Origin of the sequence: Paenibacillus sp. PastM-3 (assembly GCF_029893965.1) — a bacterium.
In the GTDB taxonomy this organism is placed as follows: domain Bacteria; phylum Bacillota; class Bacilli; order Paenibacillales; family Paenibacillaceae; genus Paenibacillus_AQ.
On record NZ_JARXXP010000006.1, the window covers coordinates 71,978 to 90,528 of the forward strand.

Annotated in this window: 16 protein-coding genes and 1 riboswitch; of the genes, 6 read left to right on the plus strand and 10 right to left on the minus strand. The window is 53.3% G+C overall.

Annotated features, from left to right (window positions below):
* Positions 1–49 precede the first annotated feature (49 nt).
* Together M2108_RS12000 and M2108_RS12005 are read right to left on the minus strand one after the other, a co-directional pair.
* Complete coding sequence (locus tag M2108_RS12000; protein WP_277469569.1) at positions 50–364, minus strand: DMT family transporter; 315 nt, start codon at positions 362–364, stop codon at positions 50–52.
* A gap of 1 nt (position 365) precedes the next feature.
* The gene (locus M2108_RS12005) at positions 366–722 is read right to left on the minus strand and encodes a DMT family transporter (RefSeq protein WP_277469570.1); all 357 of its coding nucleotides are present in this window, start codon (positions 720–722) and stop codon (positions 366–368) included.
* A gap of 89 nt (positions 723–811) precedes the next feature.
* Positions 812–917: riboswitch (guanidine-I (ykkC/yxkD leader) on the minus strand.
* Positions 918–1,065: 148 nt separating this feature from the next.
* Here M2108_RS12005 and M2108_RS12010 point away from each other — a divergent pair.
* Positions 1,066–2,007 carry an MBL fold metallo-hydrolase gene (locus M2108_RS12010; RefSeq protein WP_280777031.1) on the plus strand — a complete coding sequence of 314 codons (942 nt, stop codon included), beginning with the start codon at positions 1,066–1,068 and terminating at the stop codon, positions 2,005–2,007.
* Positions 2,008–2,480: 473 nt separating this feature from the next.
* On the opposite strand, the gene M2108_RS12015 is transcribed toward M2108_RS12010, so the two are convergent.
* Positions 2,481–4,718: a glycoside hydrolase family 3 C-terminal domain-containing protein gene (locus M2108_RS12015; RefSeq protein WP_277469705.1), complete on the minus strand. Its 2,238-nt coding sequence runs from the start codon at positions 4,716–4,718 to the stop codon at positions 2,481–2,483.
* Positions 4,719–4,881: 163 nt separating this feature from the next.
* On the opposite strand from M2108_RS12015, the gene M2108_RS12020 reads away from it, so the two are divergent.
* On the plus strand, positions 4,882–6,162 hold the full coding sequence (locus M2108_RS12020) for a helix-turn-helix domain-containing protein (protein ID WP_277469572.1): 1,281 nt from the start codon (positions 4,882–4,884) through the stop codon (positions 6,160–6,162).
* Between the two features lie 41 nt (positions 6,163–6,203).
* Here M2108_RS12020 and M2108_RS12025 read toward each other — a convergent pair whose 3' ends face one another.
* Together M2108_RS12025 and M2108_RS12030 are read right to left on the minus strand one after the other, a co-directional pair.
* Positions 6,204–7,055 carry a hypothetical protein gene (locus M2108_RS12025; protein ID WP_277469573.1) on the minus strand — a complete coding sequence of 284 codons (852 nt, stop codon included), beginning with the start codon at positions 7,053–7,055 and terminating at the stop codon, positions 6,204–6,206.
* Positions 7,052–7,540, minus strand: a complete 489-nt coding sequence (locus M2108_RS12030) for an RNA polymerase sigma factor (protein WP_277469574.1) — start codon at positions 7,538–7,540, stop codon at positions 7,052–7,054. Before M2108_RS12030 ends, M2108_RS12025 begins: the two co-directional genes overlap by 4 nt.
* Before the next feature lie 140 nt (positions 7,541–7,680).
* On the opposite strand from M2108_RS12030, the gene M2108_RS12035 reads away from it, so the two are divergent.
* Positions 7,681–8,073 carry a hypothetical protein gene (locus M2108_RS12035; RefSeq protein WP_277469575.1) on the plus strand — a complete coding sequence of 131 codons (393 nt, stop codon included), beginning with the start codon at positions 7,681–7,683 and terminating at the stop codon, positions 8,071–8,073.
* A 73-nt stretch (positions 8,074–8,146) separates the two neighbouring features.
* On the opposite strand, the gene M2108_RS12040 is transcribed toward M2108_RS12035, so the two are convergent.
* The 3 genes from M2108_RS12040 to M2108_RS12050 all read right to left on the minus strand — a co-directional run bounded on the left by M2108_RS12040 (position 8,147) and on the right by M2108_RS12050 (position 12,311).
* Positions 8,147–10,969 (minus strand): glycoside hydrolase family 3 protein, encoded by a 2,823-nt coding sequence (locus M2108_RS12040; protein WP_277469576.1) that lies wholly within the window; start codon positions 10,967–10,969, stop codon positions 8,147–8,149.
* Between the two features lie 156 nt (positions 10,970–11,125).
* Positions 11,126–11,827, minus strand: coding sequence for an SDR family oxidoreductase (locus M2108_RS12045; RefSeq protein WP_277469577.1), 702 nt, complete (start codon positions 11,825–11,827; stop codon positions 11,126–11,128).
* Positions 11,828–11,858: 31 nt separating this feature from the next.
* A complete protein-coding gene (locus M2108_RS12050; RefSeq protein ID WP_277469578.1) occupies positions 11,859–12,311 on the minus strand; it encodes a VOC family protein in 453 nt (150 codons plus the stop codon).
* Between the two features lie 144 nt (positions 12,312–12,455).
* On the opposite strand from M2108_RS12050, the gene M2108_RS12055 reads away from it, so the two are divergent.
* Genes M2108_RS12055 through M2108_RS12065 form a run of 3 tightly spaced genes read left to right on the plus strand, consistent with a single transcriptional unit; the run spans position 12,456 to position 15,483 of the window.
* Positions 12,456–13,337, plus strand: coding sequence for a carbohydrate ABC transporter permease (locus M2108_RS12055; protein ID WP_277469579.1), 882 nt, complete (start codon positions 12,456–12,458; stop codon positions 13,335–13,337).
* Positions 13,337–14,176, plus strand: a complete 840-nt coding sequence (locus M2108_RS12060) for a carbohydrate ABC transporter permease (RefSeq protein WP_277469580.1) — start codon at positions 13,337–13,339, stop codon at positions 14,174–14,176. The genes M2108_RS12055 and M2108_RS12060 overlap by 1 nt, the downstream gene beginning before the upstream one ends.
* Positions 14,177–14,217: 41 nt before the next feature.
* Complete coding sequence (locus tag M2108_RS12065; RefSeq protein ID WP_277469581.1) at positions 14,218–15,483, plus strand: ABC transporter substrate-binding protein; 1,266 nt, start codon at positions 14,218–14,220, stop codon at positions 15,481–15,483.
* A 288-nt stretch (positions 15,484–15,771) separates the two neighbouring features.
* On the opposite strand, the gene M2108_RS12070 is transcribed toward M2108_RS12065, so the two are convergent.
* Together M2108_RS12070 and M2108_RS12075 are read right to left on the minus strand one after the other, a co-directional pair.
* On the minus strand, positions 15,772–15,957 hold the full coding sequence (locus M2108_RS12070; RefSeq protein WP_277469582.1) for a hypothetical protein: 186 nt from the start codon (positions 15,955–15,957) through the stop codon (positions 15,772–15,774).
* A gap of 257 nt (positions 15,958–16,214) precedes the next feature.
* Positions 16,215–18,530 carry a 3-O-beta-D-glucopyranosyl-beta-D-glucuronide phosphorylase gene (locus M2108_RS12075; RefSeq protein WP_277469583.1) on the minus strand — a complete coding sequence of 772 codons (2,316 nt, stop codon included), beginning with the start codon at positions 18,528–18,530 and terminating at the stop codon, positions 16,215–16,217.
* Between the last annotated feature and the right edge of the window lie 21 nt (positions 18,531–18,551).

Here is an 18,551-nt window from a genome sequence, read left to right on the forward strand (position 1 = left end):
TCGAAACATCGTACAGGTGTCCAAATCTTTAACATATTGCTTCTTAAAATCAGCCGGTCAGCTTCAGCCCGACTGCTGCGCCAAGGATCAGCACAATGCAAAGGATCCGCCGCATATCCCTTGATTCTCCATACAGCACCATGCCAAGGATGGCCCCTCCGGAAGCGCCGATCCCGGTCCACACTGCATAAGCAGTGCCCATGGGAAGCGTCACCATCGCCAGAGATAACAGTACAAAGCTCGCACCGAAGCCTGCCATCAGCAAAGCCAGTGTCCGCCAGTTGCGGTACGTCTGCAGCCTGGCCATCATTGCCACACCGAGCATCTCGCACAGCCCGGCACCAATCAGCATTATCCAGTCCATTTTACGAGACCTCCTTTATCTGCTTCTTCGCACTGTCCTTGGTAGCCAGCTTGAGTCCGATAACACCGGCCAGCAGCAGTACGATCAAGACTACCTTCACCAGCTGAAACGGCTGCCCGAACCAGATCATATCCGCCAGGACAGTTCCGGCCGTTCCCAGCCCGACAAACACTGCATATACCGTCCCTGCCGGCAGTCTGCTGCTTGCAGAGATCAGAACATAAAAGCTGATAATAATAGCAAATACCGTAACGCCCCATTCCCATGGTGCCGCTGCATGCTTCAGTCCGATCACCCACATCACCTCAAAACAGGCTGCGCCCACGATTTTCAGCCATGCTTTACTGCTCTTGCTCATCTCTTTCTCCTCCAGCTTTGCTGAATTCTTAATCCAGACCTTCCTCCGGCAACATAAAAGCCCGGAAGGCCACCGTCATCACTGACGATACCTCCCGGGCTTTTATCCCTCCGTGTAGACACGGACTGGAATCCGTGCGTTTTCCCTCGGACCAGTCCGGCCGTTACCGCCCGCGGAACCCTAGAAAACCAATTTGATTAAGTTACATCGTATGTTAGCAAATTACGTACCGGAAAGCAACCCCTGTTAACCGTCAGTTCAATAAATGCGGATAATCAGACTACCGCCACGAAACAAATGGTATTATTATGAATTTATTACTTTTTGAGATGAAGGAGGAGGAATGATGTTTCATTCCAGGCACTTCAGCATCAACCAGCTGGCTGAAGGCATCTATGTGCTTATAGCCTCTGAGCAAGGCGGAGCTATGAGCAATGCAGGCATTATTGACATGGGCGGCTTTACGCTGGTTTTTGACACCTTTAATACCCCCCAAGCCGGCCGGGATCTGCGTGAAGCTGCGCTGCACCTGCTTGCACAGCCTATCGGGTATGTTGTTAACAGCCACTGGCACGGCGATCATGTCCGTGGTAATCAGTGTTTTCCCGGTGTGTCTATTGTTTCCTCGGCCCGGACCAGAGAACTCATGCAGATAACCCAGCCGCAGTGGCTGGACCGAATGACACCGCTGCTTCCGCAACTGAATGAAGATATTGCTGCTGCAGCCGCTGCCGCTGTTGAGGCTGAACAGGATGATGCTGCCCGGCAGCAGCTAACCGCCCGCCACAGCTATCTGCTGGAAATCCGCGAGTCTATTGAGACGCTGATTGTTACTTATCCCGGTGTTACTTACGGGAACCAGCTATGGATTCACGGTTCCAAAAGAAGCGGCAGGCTCTTCTCGCTCGGCCGGGCACATACAGAATGTGATTCGGTTCTGCATCTCGCGGCCGACTCCATGCTCTTCGCCGGAGACGCAGTCGCGGTCAACAATCATCCGCTTCTCACCGACGGCGATCCGCACGGCTGGCTAAGTGCACTGGAGACACTCGGGAACCTGGATACCCGCTGCGTTGTACCGGGGCACGGCCCGGTCAGCGATACAGGCAGCATTACATCTATGGAGCAGTACATAAACGACCTGCTGGCCATCTGCAGCTCTTACCGCAGTCTGGAGTCCAAACCCACGGCTGCTGAAATTCCGATTCCGGAAGCATATCGGAGCTGGGACGCCGCTGCCGTGTTTCAGCGCAACCTCGAATTTCTGCTGGACAGGCAGCTCTGATAGGAGCAGGAGCAAACCACGTAGAGCAGTACCACTACGGAAATGGCTGGTACTGCTCTGCAAGCGGGGCCATAAACGTCTACTAATGCCCGACAAACTAAATCATAAGCTGCGTTGTAGCGTGTCGCCGATATAGAGGGAAAAATCCCCTTATTTCCTCCCAAACAGGCCACTTTCATCATACTTAAAGGGAAAAATCCCCTTATCTCCTCCCAATCGGGCCACGTACATCCTACTTAAAGGGAAAAATCCCCTTATTCCTCCCAAACAGGCTACTTTCATCATACTTAGAGGGAAAATTCCCTTTATTTCCTCCCAAACGGGCCACATATATCCTACTTAAAGGGAAAAATCCAAACAGACTGTATCTATCCTGCTTATTTACACATCCCCACGCTCCAAAAAAAGACCCCGCCCCATATGGGGCGAAGTTCACAAAACTACTGCCAGCGTTTTAGATAACTCCAAGCGGCCTACTCCTGTCCGGCCAGGGCGTTCAGCTCACGCAGATCCTCAGCGAGATTCTCTTCGGTATACTTGCCTTGGCCGAAGTTGACCAGTGCGCGCAGCGGCATATATTTCATCATCGCCAGGAACATTTCAGGATTGTCCTCCATCGCACTCTCCAGACCGAAGATGCTGCTGTAGTGCTTCGCCTTGTCAGCGGTCAGCGGATTGGCCAGCAAATCCCCCACTGTGGTGTTACGGTGAAACTTGGATACAGTCTTCACACTCGAGATTACTTCCAGAGGTGCGGTGAGACGGACGTCACGTGAAGAAGCAGCCACGGCAACCGTAAACTCCCCGCTCTCTACATGCCAGTCTCCCAGCTTCACATCATAATAGGCGAACGAACGCTTATCCAATGTAAATGTAACTTCCTGCGCTTCACCCGGCTGGAGCGCTATTTTGGTGAAGCCTTTCAGCTCCTGCAGCGGACGGATCACACTGCTCTCCACATCGCTGACATAGAGCTGTACGGTTTCTTTGCCGGCTATAGTGCCGGTGTTTTTCACGGTTACTGTAACCTCTACTGCCTCAGTGTCCTGAATGCTCCGTTTATTTAACAATAGATTGCTGTACTCAAAGCTGGTATAGCTTAGTCCGAAGCCGAACGGGAACAGCGGCTCGATTTCTTTTTTATCATAATAACGGTAGCCGACGAACAGCCCTTCCTTGTACTCCACCCTGTCCCCTTCCCCCGGGAAGTTCAGGAACGACGGGTTGTCGCTCAGCTTCTGCGGGAACGTCTCAGCCAGCTTGCCGCTTGGGCTTACAACCCCAAAGAGAAGATCGGCAACTGCGCCGCCAACAGCCTGTCCGCCCAGATATCCCTCCAGCACCGCTTTGGTTTTGGACAGCCAGGGCATCTCCACAGGCGATCCGTTGCTCAGCACAACGATAACTCTCTCCTGGACTTCTGCTACCGCATCAATCAGCGCCTTATGGCTGGCCGGAAGCGAAAGGTGGCTGCGGTCATAGCCTTCCGACTCGTATCTGTCAGGCAGTCCGAGGAACAGTACGGCAACATCTGCCTGACCCGCGGCGTCCTGCGCCTCTTTCAGCAAACGTTCATTAACCTCATCGCTTTCAAGCTCATACCCCTGTGCATACAGGAAGCTGGCAGAAGCTCCGGCAACCGCCTGCATCTCGGCAAAAGCATCATCCAGCTGTGTCGGATTCACATGCGAGCTGCCGCCGCCCTGATAGCGCGGTTTTTTGGCAAATTCGCCGATAATAGCAATCGTCCCGCTCTTTGCCAGAGGCAGAATGCCCCCTTCATTTCTCAGCAGCACCATACTCTCCCGGGCGACCTGACGCGCGAGTGCATGATGATGTTCTTTATCGAACGAGGCATTCTCCTTGCGGCTCTCCACACTTTTGAAGACAAAAGCCAGCATCCGTTCTACAGCTGTATCCAAAGTCTCCATCGACAGCTCGCCGCTGTTCACAGCTGCTACAATCTTGGCATCTCCGATCCCGCCACTTGCAGGCATTTCCAGCTCAAGTCCGGCCTGCAGCGCCTTCACCCGCTCATTGACCGCACCCCAGTCGGATACTACAAAGCCTTCAAACCCCCATTCGTCGCGCAGCACCTTGGTCAGCAGCGTTTCGCTCTCGGAAGCATACTCGCCGTTCACCTGGTTGTAGGAGCACATCACACTCCAGGGCTGGCTCTGTTTGACAGTTCCTTCAAAGCTGGCCAGATAGATCTCCCGCAGTGTCCGCTCGTCAATGACGGCATCGATTGACATTCTGCGGTGCTCCTGGTTGTTGGCGGCAAAATGCTTAAGCGATGTTCCGACACCCTGGCTCTGTACACCCCGGACATGACTTGCAGCCAGCTCTGAGGCCAAAAACGGGTCTTCTGAAAAATATTCAAAATTCCGCCCGTTCAGCGGCGAACGCTTGATATTGTTGCCCGGACCGAGCAGCACAGCTACATTCTCCGCCTGGCACTCTGCTCCGAGTGCTTCACCAACCTGTGTAATTAAATCACGGTCCCAGGTGGAGGCCAGTCCCGCCGCCGAAGGAAAACAGGTTGCCGGCACACTGTTGTGCAGCCCCAGATGATCCGCGCCTTCCTGCTGCTTCCGCAAGCCGTGCGGTCCGTCCGTCACCATTACAGACGGAATGCCCAGCCGTTCAATGCCCTTGGTATTCCAGAAATCCAGCCCCGAGCAGAGCCCGGCCTTTTCTTCGAGCGTCATTTGCGCGATCAGATCGCGGATGTCAGTTGCAGTCTTCGTCTTTGTCACTGAATTAGCCTCCTAGGAATGCGTTTTCTTTTTATTATTCTAACGAAGTTCAGCACAGATTTATGGCATTTTCATTGGTTTTTTGGTATTTTATTTAGATATAAGGAGGTCGCTTATGCTGAAATCTGAATACGCCACGGAACAAACCGCCTATATTTGCAAGCTAATTTACGAAGCATACCGGGTTCCGGTATGCTTACTGGATAATGGCGGCAGTGTCCGGCTGAGTCTGCCTGCGTCTTATGAGTACCGGGCACCGCTTCAGGGAAGCAGCAGTCTGCTGGACGAGGTTGCGGAATACGCCTCCAGCCAGCAGCCAACGGACGGTCACAGCGGCGCTTCCCCTCTCCCGCTCCTGTACACGACCGGATTTCTGGAGCAGTTCATTCTGCTCCGGCTCCCTGGCGGGCAGTCCGGCTCCGCCGGAACCGTAATAGTCGGTCCTGCTCTCTCTGCACCGATTACCGCGGATAACGCAGCTGACCTGATGCGCGATTATAATCTGGCTCCAAGCCTGCAGGAAGGCTGGCTCCAATACTACCGCAGCCTGCCCGTACTGAGCCGGATACGGTGGTACCATGCAGCGCTCCTGTTATACACGCTTGTAACCGGAGAAGAGCTGTCCGTGACAGATCTGCTGCTGGCCGCCCCGGTGCAGCAGCAGGCAGAGCAGCTCAGTGACGGGCCGGACCTTGACCTCTCCTACCGGCGCGAAAACGAGTGGCTGCATCATGATCCGGTGCTGGAACGCAAAATGTTCCGCTATATTGCCAATGGAGATAAGGAGGGGCTGCTCGCGAGCCAGGCGGCATTTTCCGAAGAAAGCTTTGGCCTGCTGTCCAAAAAAAGCCGGCTGCGCAGCAAAAAAAACCTGGCTGTCTCCTCCATCACCCTGGCGACCCGGGCAGCGATCGAGGGCGGATTGTTCTGGGAGATTGCCTATACCCTCAGCGATTTTCATATTCAGCACATTGAGGAGCTAAACGACATTCCGGCGGTGGACCGGGCGCAGACTGCCGCGCTGTGCGATTTTGCCGACCGAGTCCGTGATAACCGCAAAGCCAAGCAGTCCCGGACCTCCGCCCTGTGCCAGAATTATATTTTTAACCATTTGTATGAGGAAATTACACTGGGCAGGCTCGCAGAAATTGCCGGACTAAACCCCAGCTATTTGTCCCACCTGTTCAAGAAAGAAACCGGACTGGCCGTGAGCGATTATATCCAGCACGAGCGGATTGAGGAGGCCAAACGCCTGATGGAGCTGCCCGGGATCACCTTATCCGATATTGCCATCCGGCTGCATTTTAACGATCAGAGTTATTTCACTAAGGTGTTCAAGAAATTTACGGGAATGACTCCCCGGCAGTACAGGAAGGATATGGGGCGGATGTATTAGCACTCAGCATCTTAATATATTTACGGGCTATTTCCGTTCTATCACTTGATCATTTTGGCCACAACACTGCCGTCAGCAGCAAATGAAAGATCCATAATTTTAACCACCTGCTCTTTATTTTTCAGTGTCACCTTTATAGTGATTCTGTCATGCGGGAGATTGGCAGGGCTGACGTCTCCATCTTCAGATAACATTTTCGTTGCATAAAACGGTGCCCAGTCTACAGCAAAAGATCGATCTCCTAACTCGGGATAATACTTCGGCGTCACTGTTTGCCCAGACTGATAATATGGTGCGTTAAGCAGATCAGTTAGAACCAGCTTTTGGTTTTTTTCGGCTGCAGCTTGCTGCGCTTTGATGTAATTTTTGTCCTGCATCATTAATTCATAATCCGTATAGGTCAATAATCCTTTTTCACTGGTATAGGTGACGGACAGGATGTTTTCTCCTTGTAGTGAAAAAGTCCCGTTTCCCGGGCTCAAATTCGTATAGTTTGTGTTATACGAGATCACTTTATTTCCATCCTCATCCGTAGTTTCAATCGGCCCGCTGTCCCTACCGATTGCACCGAACGGCAGTTCAATGCTGGAATCGCCAGTTATTAAGACCATGTTGCCAGAAGCGATCGTTGCATCTTCTATTCCGTCCGCATAAGCAATCACCGTAAATGAAGATTTTCCGGTAAGCGAGCGTGCCAATGAACCTCCCGCAAGAATTAAAACCACGGCCGCAATGATTGAGACCACACGCAACACCTTTGCTCCATTGTGCCGGACAGGCCTTGCAGCCAGCTCGGAATTACCAGCCTTAAGGATGTGCCGCAGCATACTTTCCTTCTGCAGTCCGGTGGGAGTGATACTGTCAAACCATTCGTTTAACTGCTCCGGCTTCATATTTTCCCCTCCTGAATTTGCAGTTTGAACTGCTTCCGGCCTACCCTGAGCTGTGTACGGATAGTACTGTCATTAATCCCCAGCAATTCTGCAATTTCTTTGCTCGAGTATCCCTCATAGTAGTACAGATACAATACAGTCCTGTACTTATACGGGAGGGCAATCAACTGTTCAAAAACCTCATTTGAATTGGGATTCTGCGTACTCTCCGGCAAATCGGCAAGATTAAATCGTTTTCTCCTCCACCAAAACTTCAGCATGTTTTTACAATGATTTTGAGCTGTGACAATCAACCATGCCTTTTCATGCTCCGGATCAGTAAATGCCTTCCCGGATTGGATGAATTTCAGGAACACGCTTTGTACAGCATCTTCTGTATCAGGCACATTTCGCAGGAACATAAAACAAATCCGGTAAACCATGTCCACATGCTTATAATAAGTTTGGGCGATTATACTATTGCTGTCTTCCGTAGAAACGTCCATGTTTATCCTCCCTTCTCTAATAACACAATTCAGAAGAGTAAAATGTTGTATTCAAATTAATTTTATTACATTTTGCAAATTATGGTATGATCGCTGTAGAAGTCCTCTTTATCATCTTCTAAAAAAGGAGCGGAGCCAGCTTGACTATAGTAATCATTTTTGCTGTTATTTTTGTCGCTATCTTTGTTCAGGCTGTTGTACGGAGTAACAACAATGCGCGCAGCAGAGGCAGGCATTACAGGAGCGGCAATCCATCCGACAATTATTTTTTTACGGGAGCGGACCCGAACATTATTACAGGTGATTATCACCGCCGGGATGATGATTCTGACGGAACCAACAAGCATCAAAGCCATCACAACCATCACTCCAGCAGTCACAACCATCATCATGACCATCACCATGGCGGAAGCAGCTGGGGCAGCAGCCATGACAGCGGCCACAGCAGTCACGGAAGCTCGGACAGCGGCAGCTTTGGAGGCGGGGATTCCGGCGGCGGCGGGGATTCGGGCGGCGGCGGTGGCGGAGACTAATATTTGTACGGCACAAATAACCCGGCAGGCTGCGTGATTCCGTAGCCTGCCGGGTTTGCTTTTAACAAATATTCTAATGTATAAACTTGAAGCGGCTGAGCAGCACTTCACCAGTAAAGACAAGGAACACATCAGCTGTTCCGGCATCTACACTTGCCTCTGCAGTCAGAGTATTCCATTCCTGCTGTCCGCCCGCCGGTACCTCCAGCGTTGCCGCCAGCTTGCCTGCCGGACTGCCGGTTCTCACTTCAATGCTGCCGCCGCGGCTCGAGGAGACCAGCGCTTCAACTCCCGCCGCTCCTTCCGCAAGTAGCACATTGTGGAAGCCGATCCAGGCGCCGTCCTGTACCGGATGAACCGATGAACCGCCTGCCTTGCACTCATCCAGATAAACAGCTTCGTAATCGTCATAATTCTCCGCTTTTACCGGGAGATACAGATTACGGGCCGGCACAACCTCGCCGTGTACTCTGATCTTCGCGGACAGCCGGATGTCGCCGGAGGAACGTCCAATCAGGATATTGTACTCTCCGTCCTCCACGCAGTACTGTTCCCGGGTTACATCCCAGAAGGACAGCTCAGAGACAGGAAGGGAAAAAGCAACTGTCTGCTTGTCTCCTGCCGCCAGTCTAACCTTCTTGAACCCCTTCAATTGCTTAAGCGGTCGCTTAATCCGGGTTGACAGCGACTGCACATATAATTGGACAACCTCGTCTCCATCCACTGCACCGGCGTTCTCCAGCTCTACCTCAAGGCTGATCGTGCCCTCAAGCTCAAGCTCACCGGATTTAAGCACCAGCTGCTTGTAGGCTACCTGCGCATAGCTCAGGCCATGGCCGAACGGATACAGCGGCTCGCCGTCAAAGTACATATATGTTCTTTTGCCCTTAATAATATCGTAATCCATCAGCGGAGGAAGCTGGTCAACAGACCGGAACCAGGTCATATTCAGCTTGCCGGACGGGCTGTAGCCTCCGAACAGCACCTCTGCCACCGCATTGCCCAGCTCTTGACCGCTGTGTGAGGTATACAGCACGGCCGGGATATGCTCGTCGATCCAGGTGGACGTAATCGGGTAGCTGCCGACGATAACTACAACCGTGTTCGGATTAGCTGCGTAGACCGCTTTTACCAGATTCTCCTGTTCTTCCGGCAGTACGATATCCGGTCTGTCGATTTCTTCCTTGCCGTTCAGCAGCGGATGGTTACCGACGAATACAACCGCAACCTCGGCAGCTTTAGCCGCTGCAACCGCAGCTTCCACGCCGTTCACGACGATGTTCTTGCGGAAGGCATGCGCTTTGGTCTCAGCATCATCTTGCTCCGCGGATTGAAGCGTACCGTCAGCAGAAACGGTTATCGGCTTGCCGTTCCATGTCCGCAGGCTGACCGTCCCGTCTTCCTCCGGCACAAGGTCCAGCGATTCCTTCACATACCAGCCGTAGATTTCGTCTGCGGAAGCCGTCAGGGTTCCGCCGTCGTTCAAGGTAACATACTGGCCGCGGCTTGTCGCCTCAAGCGTATTGGCGGTCCAGCCCCAGGCTGTATGGCGGAACAATTCCCCGCGCTCCGGAGCATCATACAGCACAGCCAGCCTGCCGTCCTCGCCGGTCATACCTACAGCCTGCCCGCCGGCAGCCGAGGTCAGAATAATCCGGTCATCGCCGCTTTCAAAGGTCACCTGCTTGCCGGCCAGCTTTTTGGTCACACCCTGCAGTGGAGTCACTCCATAAGCCAAAGTGCCGGAATACCAGTCTCTGAAGGCTTCGTCCGCAAGCGGTCCGATGACGGCTACTTTGGATAGCTCCTGCCGGTTCAGCGGAAGAGCGCCATTCTCATTCTTCAGCAGCACAATTGACTGCTTCGCCGCTTCCAGTGACAGCTCACTGTGGGCCTTGCTCAGAATGACGGAATCGTCTATTGCTGTATACGGATTTCCTTCCTCCGGATCAAACTCACCTAGCCGGAAGCGGACGCGGAAGGTGTTGAACAGCGCACGGTCCAGATCCTCTTCGGTGAGCAGTCCCTCAGCCAGTGCCTCATGAATGACCTTGATCGTTTCCGCTGTCTCTTCGGTTACGCTGTCGATCCCGTTTTGGATCGATTCCGCCATGGAACGGGCAAAGGATTCATAATACTTGTGATCCTTGACAATGCCGGACAAATCCCCGGCGTCACTCACAATAAAGCCGTCCATTTCCCACTCGCCCTTAACCACATCCATAACCGCAGGGTGCAAAATTACAGGCACACCATTAAGCGAATTGTAGGCGGTCATCATCGACTGTGCCCCGCCTTCCTTGAAGGCAGGCTTGAAGGCTTCCAGATAATATTCACGCAGATTGCGCGGGTCTATGCTGGACGAATCTACTCCACGGTTAATCTCATTATTGTTGCCGAGAAAATGCTTCAGTGTTGCTACCGCTTTCAAATACACCGGATGATCGCCCTGAATCCCCTTGACCAGGGCAGTGCTTAGCTGACCGGTCAGTTCAGGATCTTCTCCATAGGCTTCTTCTGTACGTCCCCAGCGCGGGTCACGCTCCATATCTACCGTCGGCGCCCAGAGGGTCAGTCCGTTTACAGTCGGATTCTTTTTATAAAAAGCTCTTGCTTCATCGCCGATCGCCGAGCCGACTTGCTTCAGCAGTTCGGGATTCCAGGTGCAGGCCAGTCCGACAGGCTGCGGAAAAGAGGTGGCTTTGCCCAGCCAGGAGATGCCGTGCGCTCCTTCCGTACCGTGCTTATAGGCACCTATGCCCAAACGCTCAATCTCCGCCTGATACTGCGGAATCAAGGTTACTTTTTCATCCAAAGTCAATCGGGACAGCAGATCCTGCACACGTTCATTAAGCGGCAGTCCGGTCTGCTGGAAAGGATATGTCGCGGTTTCCATCCATAGTCACTCCTCAGCTCTTTATGATAACGGTTACATCCTCCTTAATCATAAAAGATAACCGCTTTCAGAAACACCAGGACAATTGACGGAAAAATCAGTGCAAAATTAGAGATTTCATTCTGTCTTCTGGAGGCCGGCTGCGGGTGGGCGCTGCTATATCTTCATATCCTTACCCGTATAATCCACAAACCTGAAATGACCTTCCGGAGCCGTACGCTGCTCAATCAGATCAAGCACGCCCCTGGCGCTTTGGCGCGGATCTGTCGGCGCCTGCTCTCCGCCCATATCGGTATGCATCCAGCCCGGGTGGACGCTGAGTACATGGACTCCGCGTTCCTGCAGATACACATGCAGCTGCTGGGAGAACATGGTGAGCGCTGTCTTGGAGATGCTGTACGGATAGTCTCCGGGATATGCATTGGTGATGCTGCCCGCTTCCGACGAGATATTAATAATGGACGGCTCTGCCTCCGTAAGCAGCGGCAGGAAATGCTTGACCACACGGATGGGCCCGTACAAATTAATGTCCATTGTAGTGAGCATGTCCTGCAGGTCCAGCGCTTCAACCGGTGTGTTGCGTGCAGTCAGCACAGCTGCGTTGTTGATGATGGCACCAAGCGTGCGGCCCTGCTCTTTAAGCTCAGCAGCCAGCGTTGTGATTCCTACTTCATCTGTCACATCCAGCCTGGCTATGTTCAGCTTATCCCCGTAATCAGTGGCAAGCTTAGACAATCCCTCCGACTGCCCGTCCGGGTTGCGTACACCCGCAATAACCGAGTACCCCCGTTCCAGCGCCTCGGCAGTAAGGTCAAGGCCCAGTCCGCGGCCGGCACCGGTTATCAGAATATTTTCCATCCGTAAGTCCTCCTCTATGGGTTAACCATTATTAATTATCGTTCTCCAGCAGCTCTACAAGTACCTTCAATTCCTTAAAAGTATCCATATACGCATAACGTCCGCCGGTATACTCACCCTTCTGCTGCAGCGCAAAGCCCTTGCCTTCAAGTAACATGATCTTGTCCTGCATCCCTTCAATCACAAATGCGATATGATGCGGGCCTTCTCCGTGCTCATTCAGATAGTCGCGCCAGGTGCTCGGCTGATGGTCAGGCTCAATTAACTCCAGCTGCAGTGACCCCATGTCAAAAAAGGCCAGCTTCGCCCGCGCCTCCGTCTTTTCCCCGTTATAGCGGGTCTGTGCAAGTTCAGCTGTATCCGTAACCACAATCTCCGGCTGCTCCAGCCCGAAAAATGCCGCATATGCCGCGCTTACCTTCTCCACATCATTCACCAGAATGCCTATCTGCGTAATAAAATGATTGCCTAGTAGTCCTGTCAACTGCCTCAGCCTCCCTTTTCATCTGACCAGTCTACCATAACGTCACTGTGAAAGGGCTGTCAATATTAAGCAAAAATGATTCGGTTAATCACCCTTCCGGTTATTTAATCAAATGTTTAACTTTACACAAAGGAGTGAGGAATGATGGACCGTAGTAAACGAACACGCCTGATGCAGCAGTTCATTTTTGTCGGGCCGACGTCATTGTTTTTCTTTGTTATTGTTCTGATTCCGTTCTTCCTGGGGCTGTATTATTCGTTTACCAGCTGGAACGGGATCTCGCGTCATGTCGAGTGGACCGGGCTGAGGAACTATTTACATATTTTCACCAAGGACCCTTCCTTTCTGAATTCGTTCTGGTTTACGGCCAAGTTCACTTTATTCGGTCTTGTGCTGACTAACCTGCTCGGCTTCGCGCTTGCTTACGTGCTGACCCGCAAGCTGTTCACCCGCAACCTGCTGCGGACGGTCTTTTTTGTGCCCCATGTCATTGGCGGGCTGCTGCTCGGGTTCATCTGGCAGTTTATTTTTGTCAGAGGGTTTACTTCCATCGGGGCAGCCACCGGCTGGCCGTTCTTTAATCTGCCCTGGCTCGGTACGGAAGGGACGGCGTTCTGGGCAATTGTCATTGTGTTTGTCTGGCAAAATGCAGGCTATCTGATGGTCATCTACATTTCCGCAATCAACAACGTGCCGCAGAGCCTGATTGAAGCCTCCCGGGTGGACGGTGCCGGGCTGATGCAGACGCTGCGCCATGTAACCATTCCGCTGGTTATGCCGGCGGTGACGGTCTGCCTATTCCTGTCGATCTCCTGGTCCTTCAAGCTGTTCGACCTGAACCTGTCGCTGACCAAGGGCGGTCCTTTCAAGGCTACCGAATCGGTAGCGCTCAATATTTATAATGAAGCCTACACGATCAGCCGGTTCGGAATGGGTTCAGCTAAAGCGATGGTTTTCTTCGTCATTGTGGCGGTTATCTCCCTGCTGCAGGTTAGGGCAACCAAGAAAAGAGAGGTGGAGCTGTAATGGAGACTACCGTCAAAAAGTACAAGGTTCCCCTGCTGCTGGCCGAGCTGCTGCTTATCCTGCTGGCACTGGTATTTCTTGTTCCGTTCTATTTCCTGCTGGCCAACTCGGTCAAAAGCTACAGTGCGATTTTGTCGGATTCCGCTGCACTGCCTGCAGCGTTCCAGTGGAGCAATTACGCCGAGGCCTGGAAGGCCACTGCTTTCCCGCATGCTTTTCTGAACTCCCTGGTCGTCACGGTAGCCAGTAATATTCTGCTGGCCTTCCTGTGCTCCATGTCCGCCTATAAAATGGTCCGCAATAACAGCCTGTACAACCGTATTCTTTATATCGCACTCGTCGCGGCCATGGTCATTCCCTTTCAGGCTATCATGATCCCGCTGGTACAGATTGTCAGCGGCCTTGGCGTGATGGATACGACCGCCGGCCTGATCCTGGCTTATCTGGGGTTCGGTGCCCCGATGACTGTGTTTCTGTTCCACGGCTTTGTAAAGTCGGTGCCGATTGACATTGAAGAAGCCTCGCGGGTGGACGGAAGCAGCCCTTACGGTACGTTTTTCCGGATTGTCCTGCCGCTTATGCAGCCGATCATTGTAACGGTTATTATTCTGAATACACTGTGGATCTGGAATGATTACCTCATGCCTTCTCTGATTCTGCAGAGCCCGGAGCTGCGGACGATTCCAATCGCGACTTACAGCTTCTTCGGACAATACACCAAGCAGTGGGATCTGGCGCTCCCGGGTCTCGTGCTCGGTATTACGCCGGTGGTTATCTTTTTCCTGCTGATGCAGAAGTATATTATTGAAGGCATTGCCCAGGGCTCTGTGAAGGGCTAGCGCATGGTAACGTACTTTTCAGGCTGAGAGGATGAATCGATATGATCAAAAAACGCGGAATGCTCCTCGCATGCTCTCTGCTGCTGGCTGGACTCATCTCCGGCTGCGGACGCGGCAGCGGCAATGCGGATGGAATAAAAACGGTGCATATCTACCAGTTCAAGGTTGAAATATCCGAGGCGCTGGCCTCACTGAAAACGGAATTTGAAAAGGAACACCCGGATATCCGTCTAGAAATCCAGAGTGTCGGCGGCGGCAGCGACTACGGGGCCTCCCTGCGCGCCAAGTTCTCGTCCGGGGATGAGCCGGACATTTTCACGATCGGCGGCAATAATGAGCGCGACATGTGGCTGGAATATCTGGAGGACCTCAGCGGCGAAGCCTGGGCCAAGGATGTGAAGCCGCTTGCTGCTGAACAGATGACCGTTGACGGCAAGCTGTACGGCATGCCGATGAACCTTGAAGGCTATGGCTTTATTTATAATAAGGACCTGTTCCAGCAGGCCGGAATCACTGAAAAGCCGCTGACGCTCACCGCTCTTAGAGAGGCGGCCGAGAAGCTGCAGGCAGCGGGCATCACCCCTTTTGCCAACGGATATCAGGAGTGGTTCGTCCTCGGCAACCACAATGTGAATGTGGCTTTCGCCCAGCAGCCCGATCCTGAGGCTTTTATCGCCGGGCTGACGGACGGCTCGAAGACCTTTGCCGGAGACCCGGTGTTCTCCCGGTGGATCGACCTGCTGGATCTGACGGTAGAGTACGGCAACAGGAATCCACTATCCACGGACTACAATACCCAGGTCACCATGGTCGCCAGCGGGGAAGCAGCGATGATGCAGCAGGGGAACTGGACCCAGGGCCAGATCGACGGCATTGATCCGCAGCTAAACCTCGGTATCCTGCCGATGCCTATCGACGATACAGCCGAAGACAATGACAAGCTGTATGTAGGCGTACCCAGTAACTGGGTGGTCAACAAATACTCCCCTGTCAAAGAGGAAGCCAAGGTATTTCTGGATTGGCTCGTCACCTCCGACACCGGCAAAACCTACATCACCAAGGAGTTCCAGTTCATCCCTGCGCTCGACAGCATTGAAGGGACCGTAGAGGATCTGGGCTCCCTGGGTGCAGAGGTGCTGGAATATACAGATAAGGATCAGGCGCTGACCTGGAACTGGTCACGCCTGCCTAACGGGATGCCGCAGGAGCTGTCCAGCAGCATACAGGGTTACTTGGGCGGCAAGCTGACCAAGGAAGGCATGCTGGAGGAGTTTCAGGTCAATTGGGACAACCTCAGCGTGCAGTAACGGGTAATTGAGTTAGCGGATTGGTAGATTGTAGGTAATATCTGCTGTGATTGCATTTTGTACACTTGAATGCCCGCTGGGATGCTCCAAACCGGATTCAGCTGTATTACGTGCAATAGATTACTTTAGGCGGGAGTGACCCGGAAGTTAATTGAATAAATATCAGTCAAATCATACAGCCAGATATGTCACATAGGCCATTCTAAGCAATCAGAGCCGATGAACTAGCCAGCTGAAAATAACTACCAGCCAAAACCCAAAGCCGCGCATCCCTGCGCGGCTTTGGCTTTATCCCTCTTCCTGTTTTCCGTTCATCTTAACCGGATACTCCCCCATCTCACTCCAGCGGCCGCGGAGCATATGGGCGGCAGCCTTGGGCGATACCTTGCACTTGTCCGGCAGCAGCCACTGTACAATCGTAATCGGCCGGTGCAGCCCGGCATAATTGAAGAAATCATGAAAATATTCCTGCACCCTGTAGCCCTCCGGGTGCTTCTCGTCATCAAACGTTTTAATCCGGCCCGGCGGCAGAGGATGTCATTGTAGCTGGCGGGTACCGGCATAGGTATGGTATCTTGAAGCGGCGATTTGAACCATTCCTCCTCCCTGCCCTTGTTCTCCGGATCCGGCTTGAAACGCCAGATCCCCGACAGATCCTTGACCTCGCGCGTTAGCGTATCTTTTGGAAACAGCATGCTGCATTCACTCCAATCTGTCGATTCCATATCTATTTATCCTTCCGGCACAAGCTGAACAGAGACCTCATACTCCCTGCCGTCTTCATAAGGAAGCTCTGTACCGCTCCAGGCTTCGCCATCCACAAGCACACTCGTTGTTCCCCGGCTGATCCGGTCAGGGTTCGTTACTTGAACCCGGTATACCGCTTTACGGAACCGGCGCTCCACCCGGTAACCGGGCCATTCTGCCGGAATACAGGGGTCAATGACCAGGCCGTCTGCCGTCGCTCTGATTCCAAGCGCATATTCCAGCGTAGTCCAGAGCATCCAGCCAACCGTACCTGTGGAGACATGATGGCTGGACTTGCCGTAGCTGGGCGAGCCGGCCAGACCGAAATAATAATTCGGCACAAAAATCGGCACCTGCCCGTTACGCTCGGGCGGATTATCCCTGTTCGTCGGCAGCGTCCGGCTGATCGTCTCCCAGGCTGCTGTGCCCCGCCCGGCGATGCAGTCGGCGAATGCCTTGAACATGGAGGCATGGCAATAGACAGAGCCGTTCTCTGTCGTGCCCGCCAGCTTGAGGCTGATCCGCCCCCATTTCGGATTCCAGCCGCTGAACGGCGGCACAAGCAGCCGCGGCCCGAACGGGGTATCCAGACTGTCGATCGCCGCAAGGCATTTCTCAAGCCGCCCCCCATCCGCAATACCGCTCATAGCTGCCCAGGTCTGGGTGTTCAGGAACAGCTGCCCTTCCTCGTCCCGGGCTGTTCCAAACGGCTCGCCGTTATCATCAAACCCGGCGATGTACCATTCCCCGTCCCAGCAGCTGGTGTTCACCGCTTCCGCCAGCCGCACAGCCGCCGACCGGAGGCGCTCTGCACTTTCTTTATCACCAAGCCGTTCACAGAACGGCAGCAGAACCCGGATGCCATACACCAGCGCCATCGTGTTCCAGACCGATTCGCCGCGGCCCAGCCGGCCGGGACCGTTGATCGGATCATTCCAGTCGCCGTCACCCATCAGGCAAATGCCGTGTTCCCCGGTCGCACCCGCCATATAATCAGCTGCGAGCACCAGATGCTCATAAATGGAAGCGGTATCATCATAGTCCTTGAAAGCTGCCTGCCGGTGCAGCAGCTCCGGGTCTCCACTCTGATTCACCAGCGCGGTCATGCAGATGATGAGCCAGACCGGGCCGTCTGTATGCTTCAGCAGGCACAGATTTTTGGGCGGTGATCCGTCCGTCATAATCCACTGCTGGATAAAGCCGTTCTTTTCCTGGCCTTCCAGCACAGAGAGCATATAATCGGCCGCCCCCTCTGGATCAACTAGCGCATAGCCTAGAGCATCCTGCAGCTGGTTGCGGACCGGGCAGTAATTGGACATCCGGTTCGTGCGGGTCTGCATGACAATCTGTTTTTTGAGCCAGACATTCATAAAGGAATTAACGTGCTCATCCGGTGTCTCAATCTGGAAAGTGGCGCTGATCCGCTCCCAATACTCCATAACCTCCTTATGCAGAACATCAAAGCCCTTGGCGGTCAGCCTAGCCTTATTTGCAGCTGCCTCTTCAAGCGAATGGGCACAGCCAGCAACAAAACGGCTTACCGCAGCCTCTCCCGGCTGAAGCATAATCCGCTGCTGCATCGCACCCACCGGATGCTCCGCCTCCGCCCGCTGCCCCGAACACCTTCCATTCCGCACAGCGGCCGGCAGCTCATAAATGTCGTCACCGCCAAAGAAGGTGCGCTGGCTGCAGTCATAGGAATCTACCTGCCGATCGGAATAGACGTAGACAACGTTGGTATGATCGTCACAGCCGGCTTTTTGCTCATAGGTCACATGGTAGGGAAAAGAATAAGCAGACAGAATCTGCGTCTCTTCATCAAAATCACATTTGCTGCCCATGACACCGCCGTTCTCCCAAGAAAAAGCCGTGAACAGAGACAGCTCCCTCGGCTCCGCTCCGGCATTTTTAAGCGTCACCGTCCAGACTTCCTGCTGGCCTTCATGAGGGACAAACACATGCACGGAGGTTTCAATCCTATGGGAACTGGAGCGGATTTCCGTATCCGCCAGGCCATGAATGCACTCATAAGCATCAGGTTCGCTCTTCAGCGGCTGATACAGCGGAGCCCAAGCCTGCCCTGTTCCGTGATCTCTCACATAAAAAAAGCGGTATCCGCGCGTAATGGTACGGTGCCGGGGCTCAAAAGCTACGCTGTCTCCCTGCCCGGTCTGGGAAACCTCCATATAATAGGAATCGTTAAATAAATAGTTGAACCACCTTGCCGGTGTCCGGGGTGTCGTGATGGCATACTGACTGCCACTTTCATTAAAAAATCCGTAGGGTCCGCTTCTGCTCAATTGCAATGCACACCTTTCCTG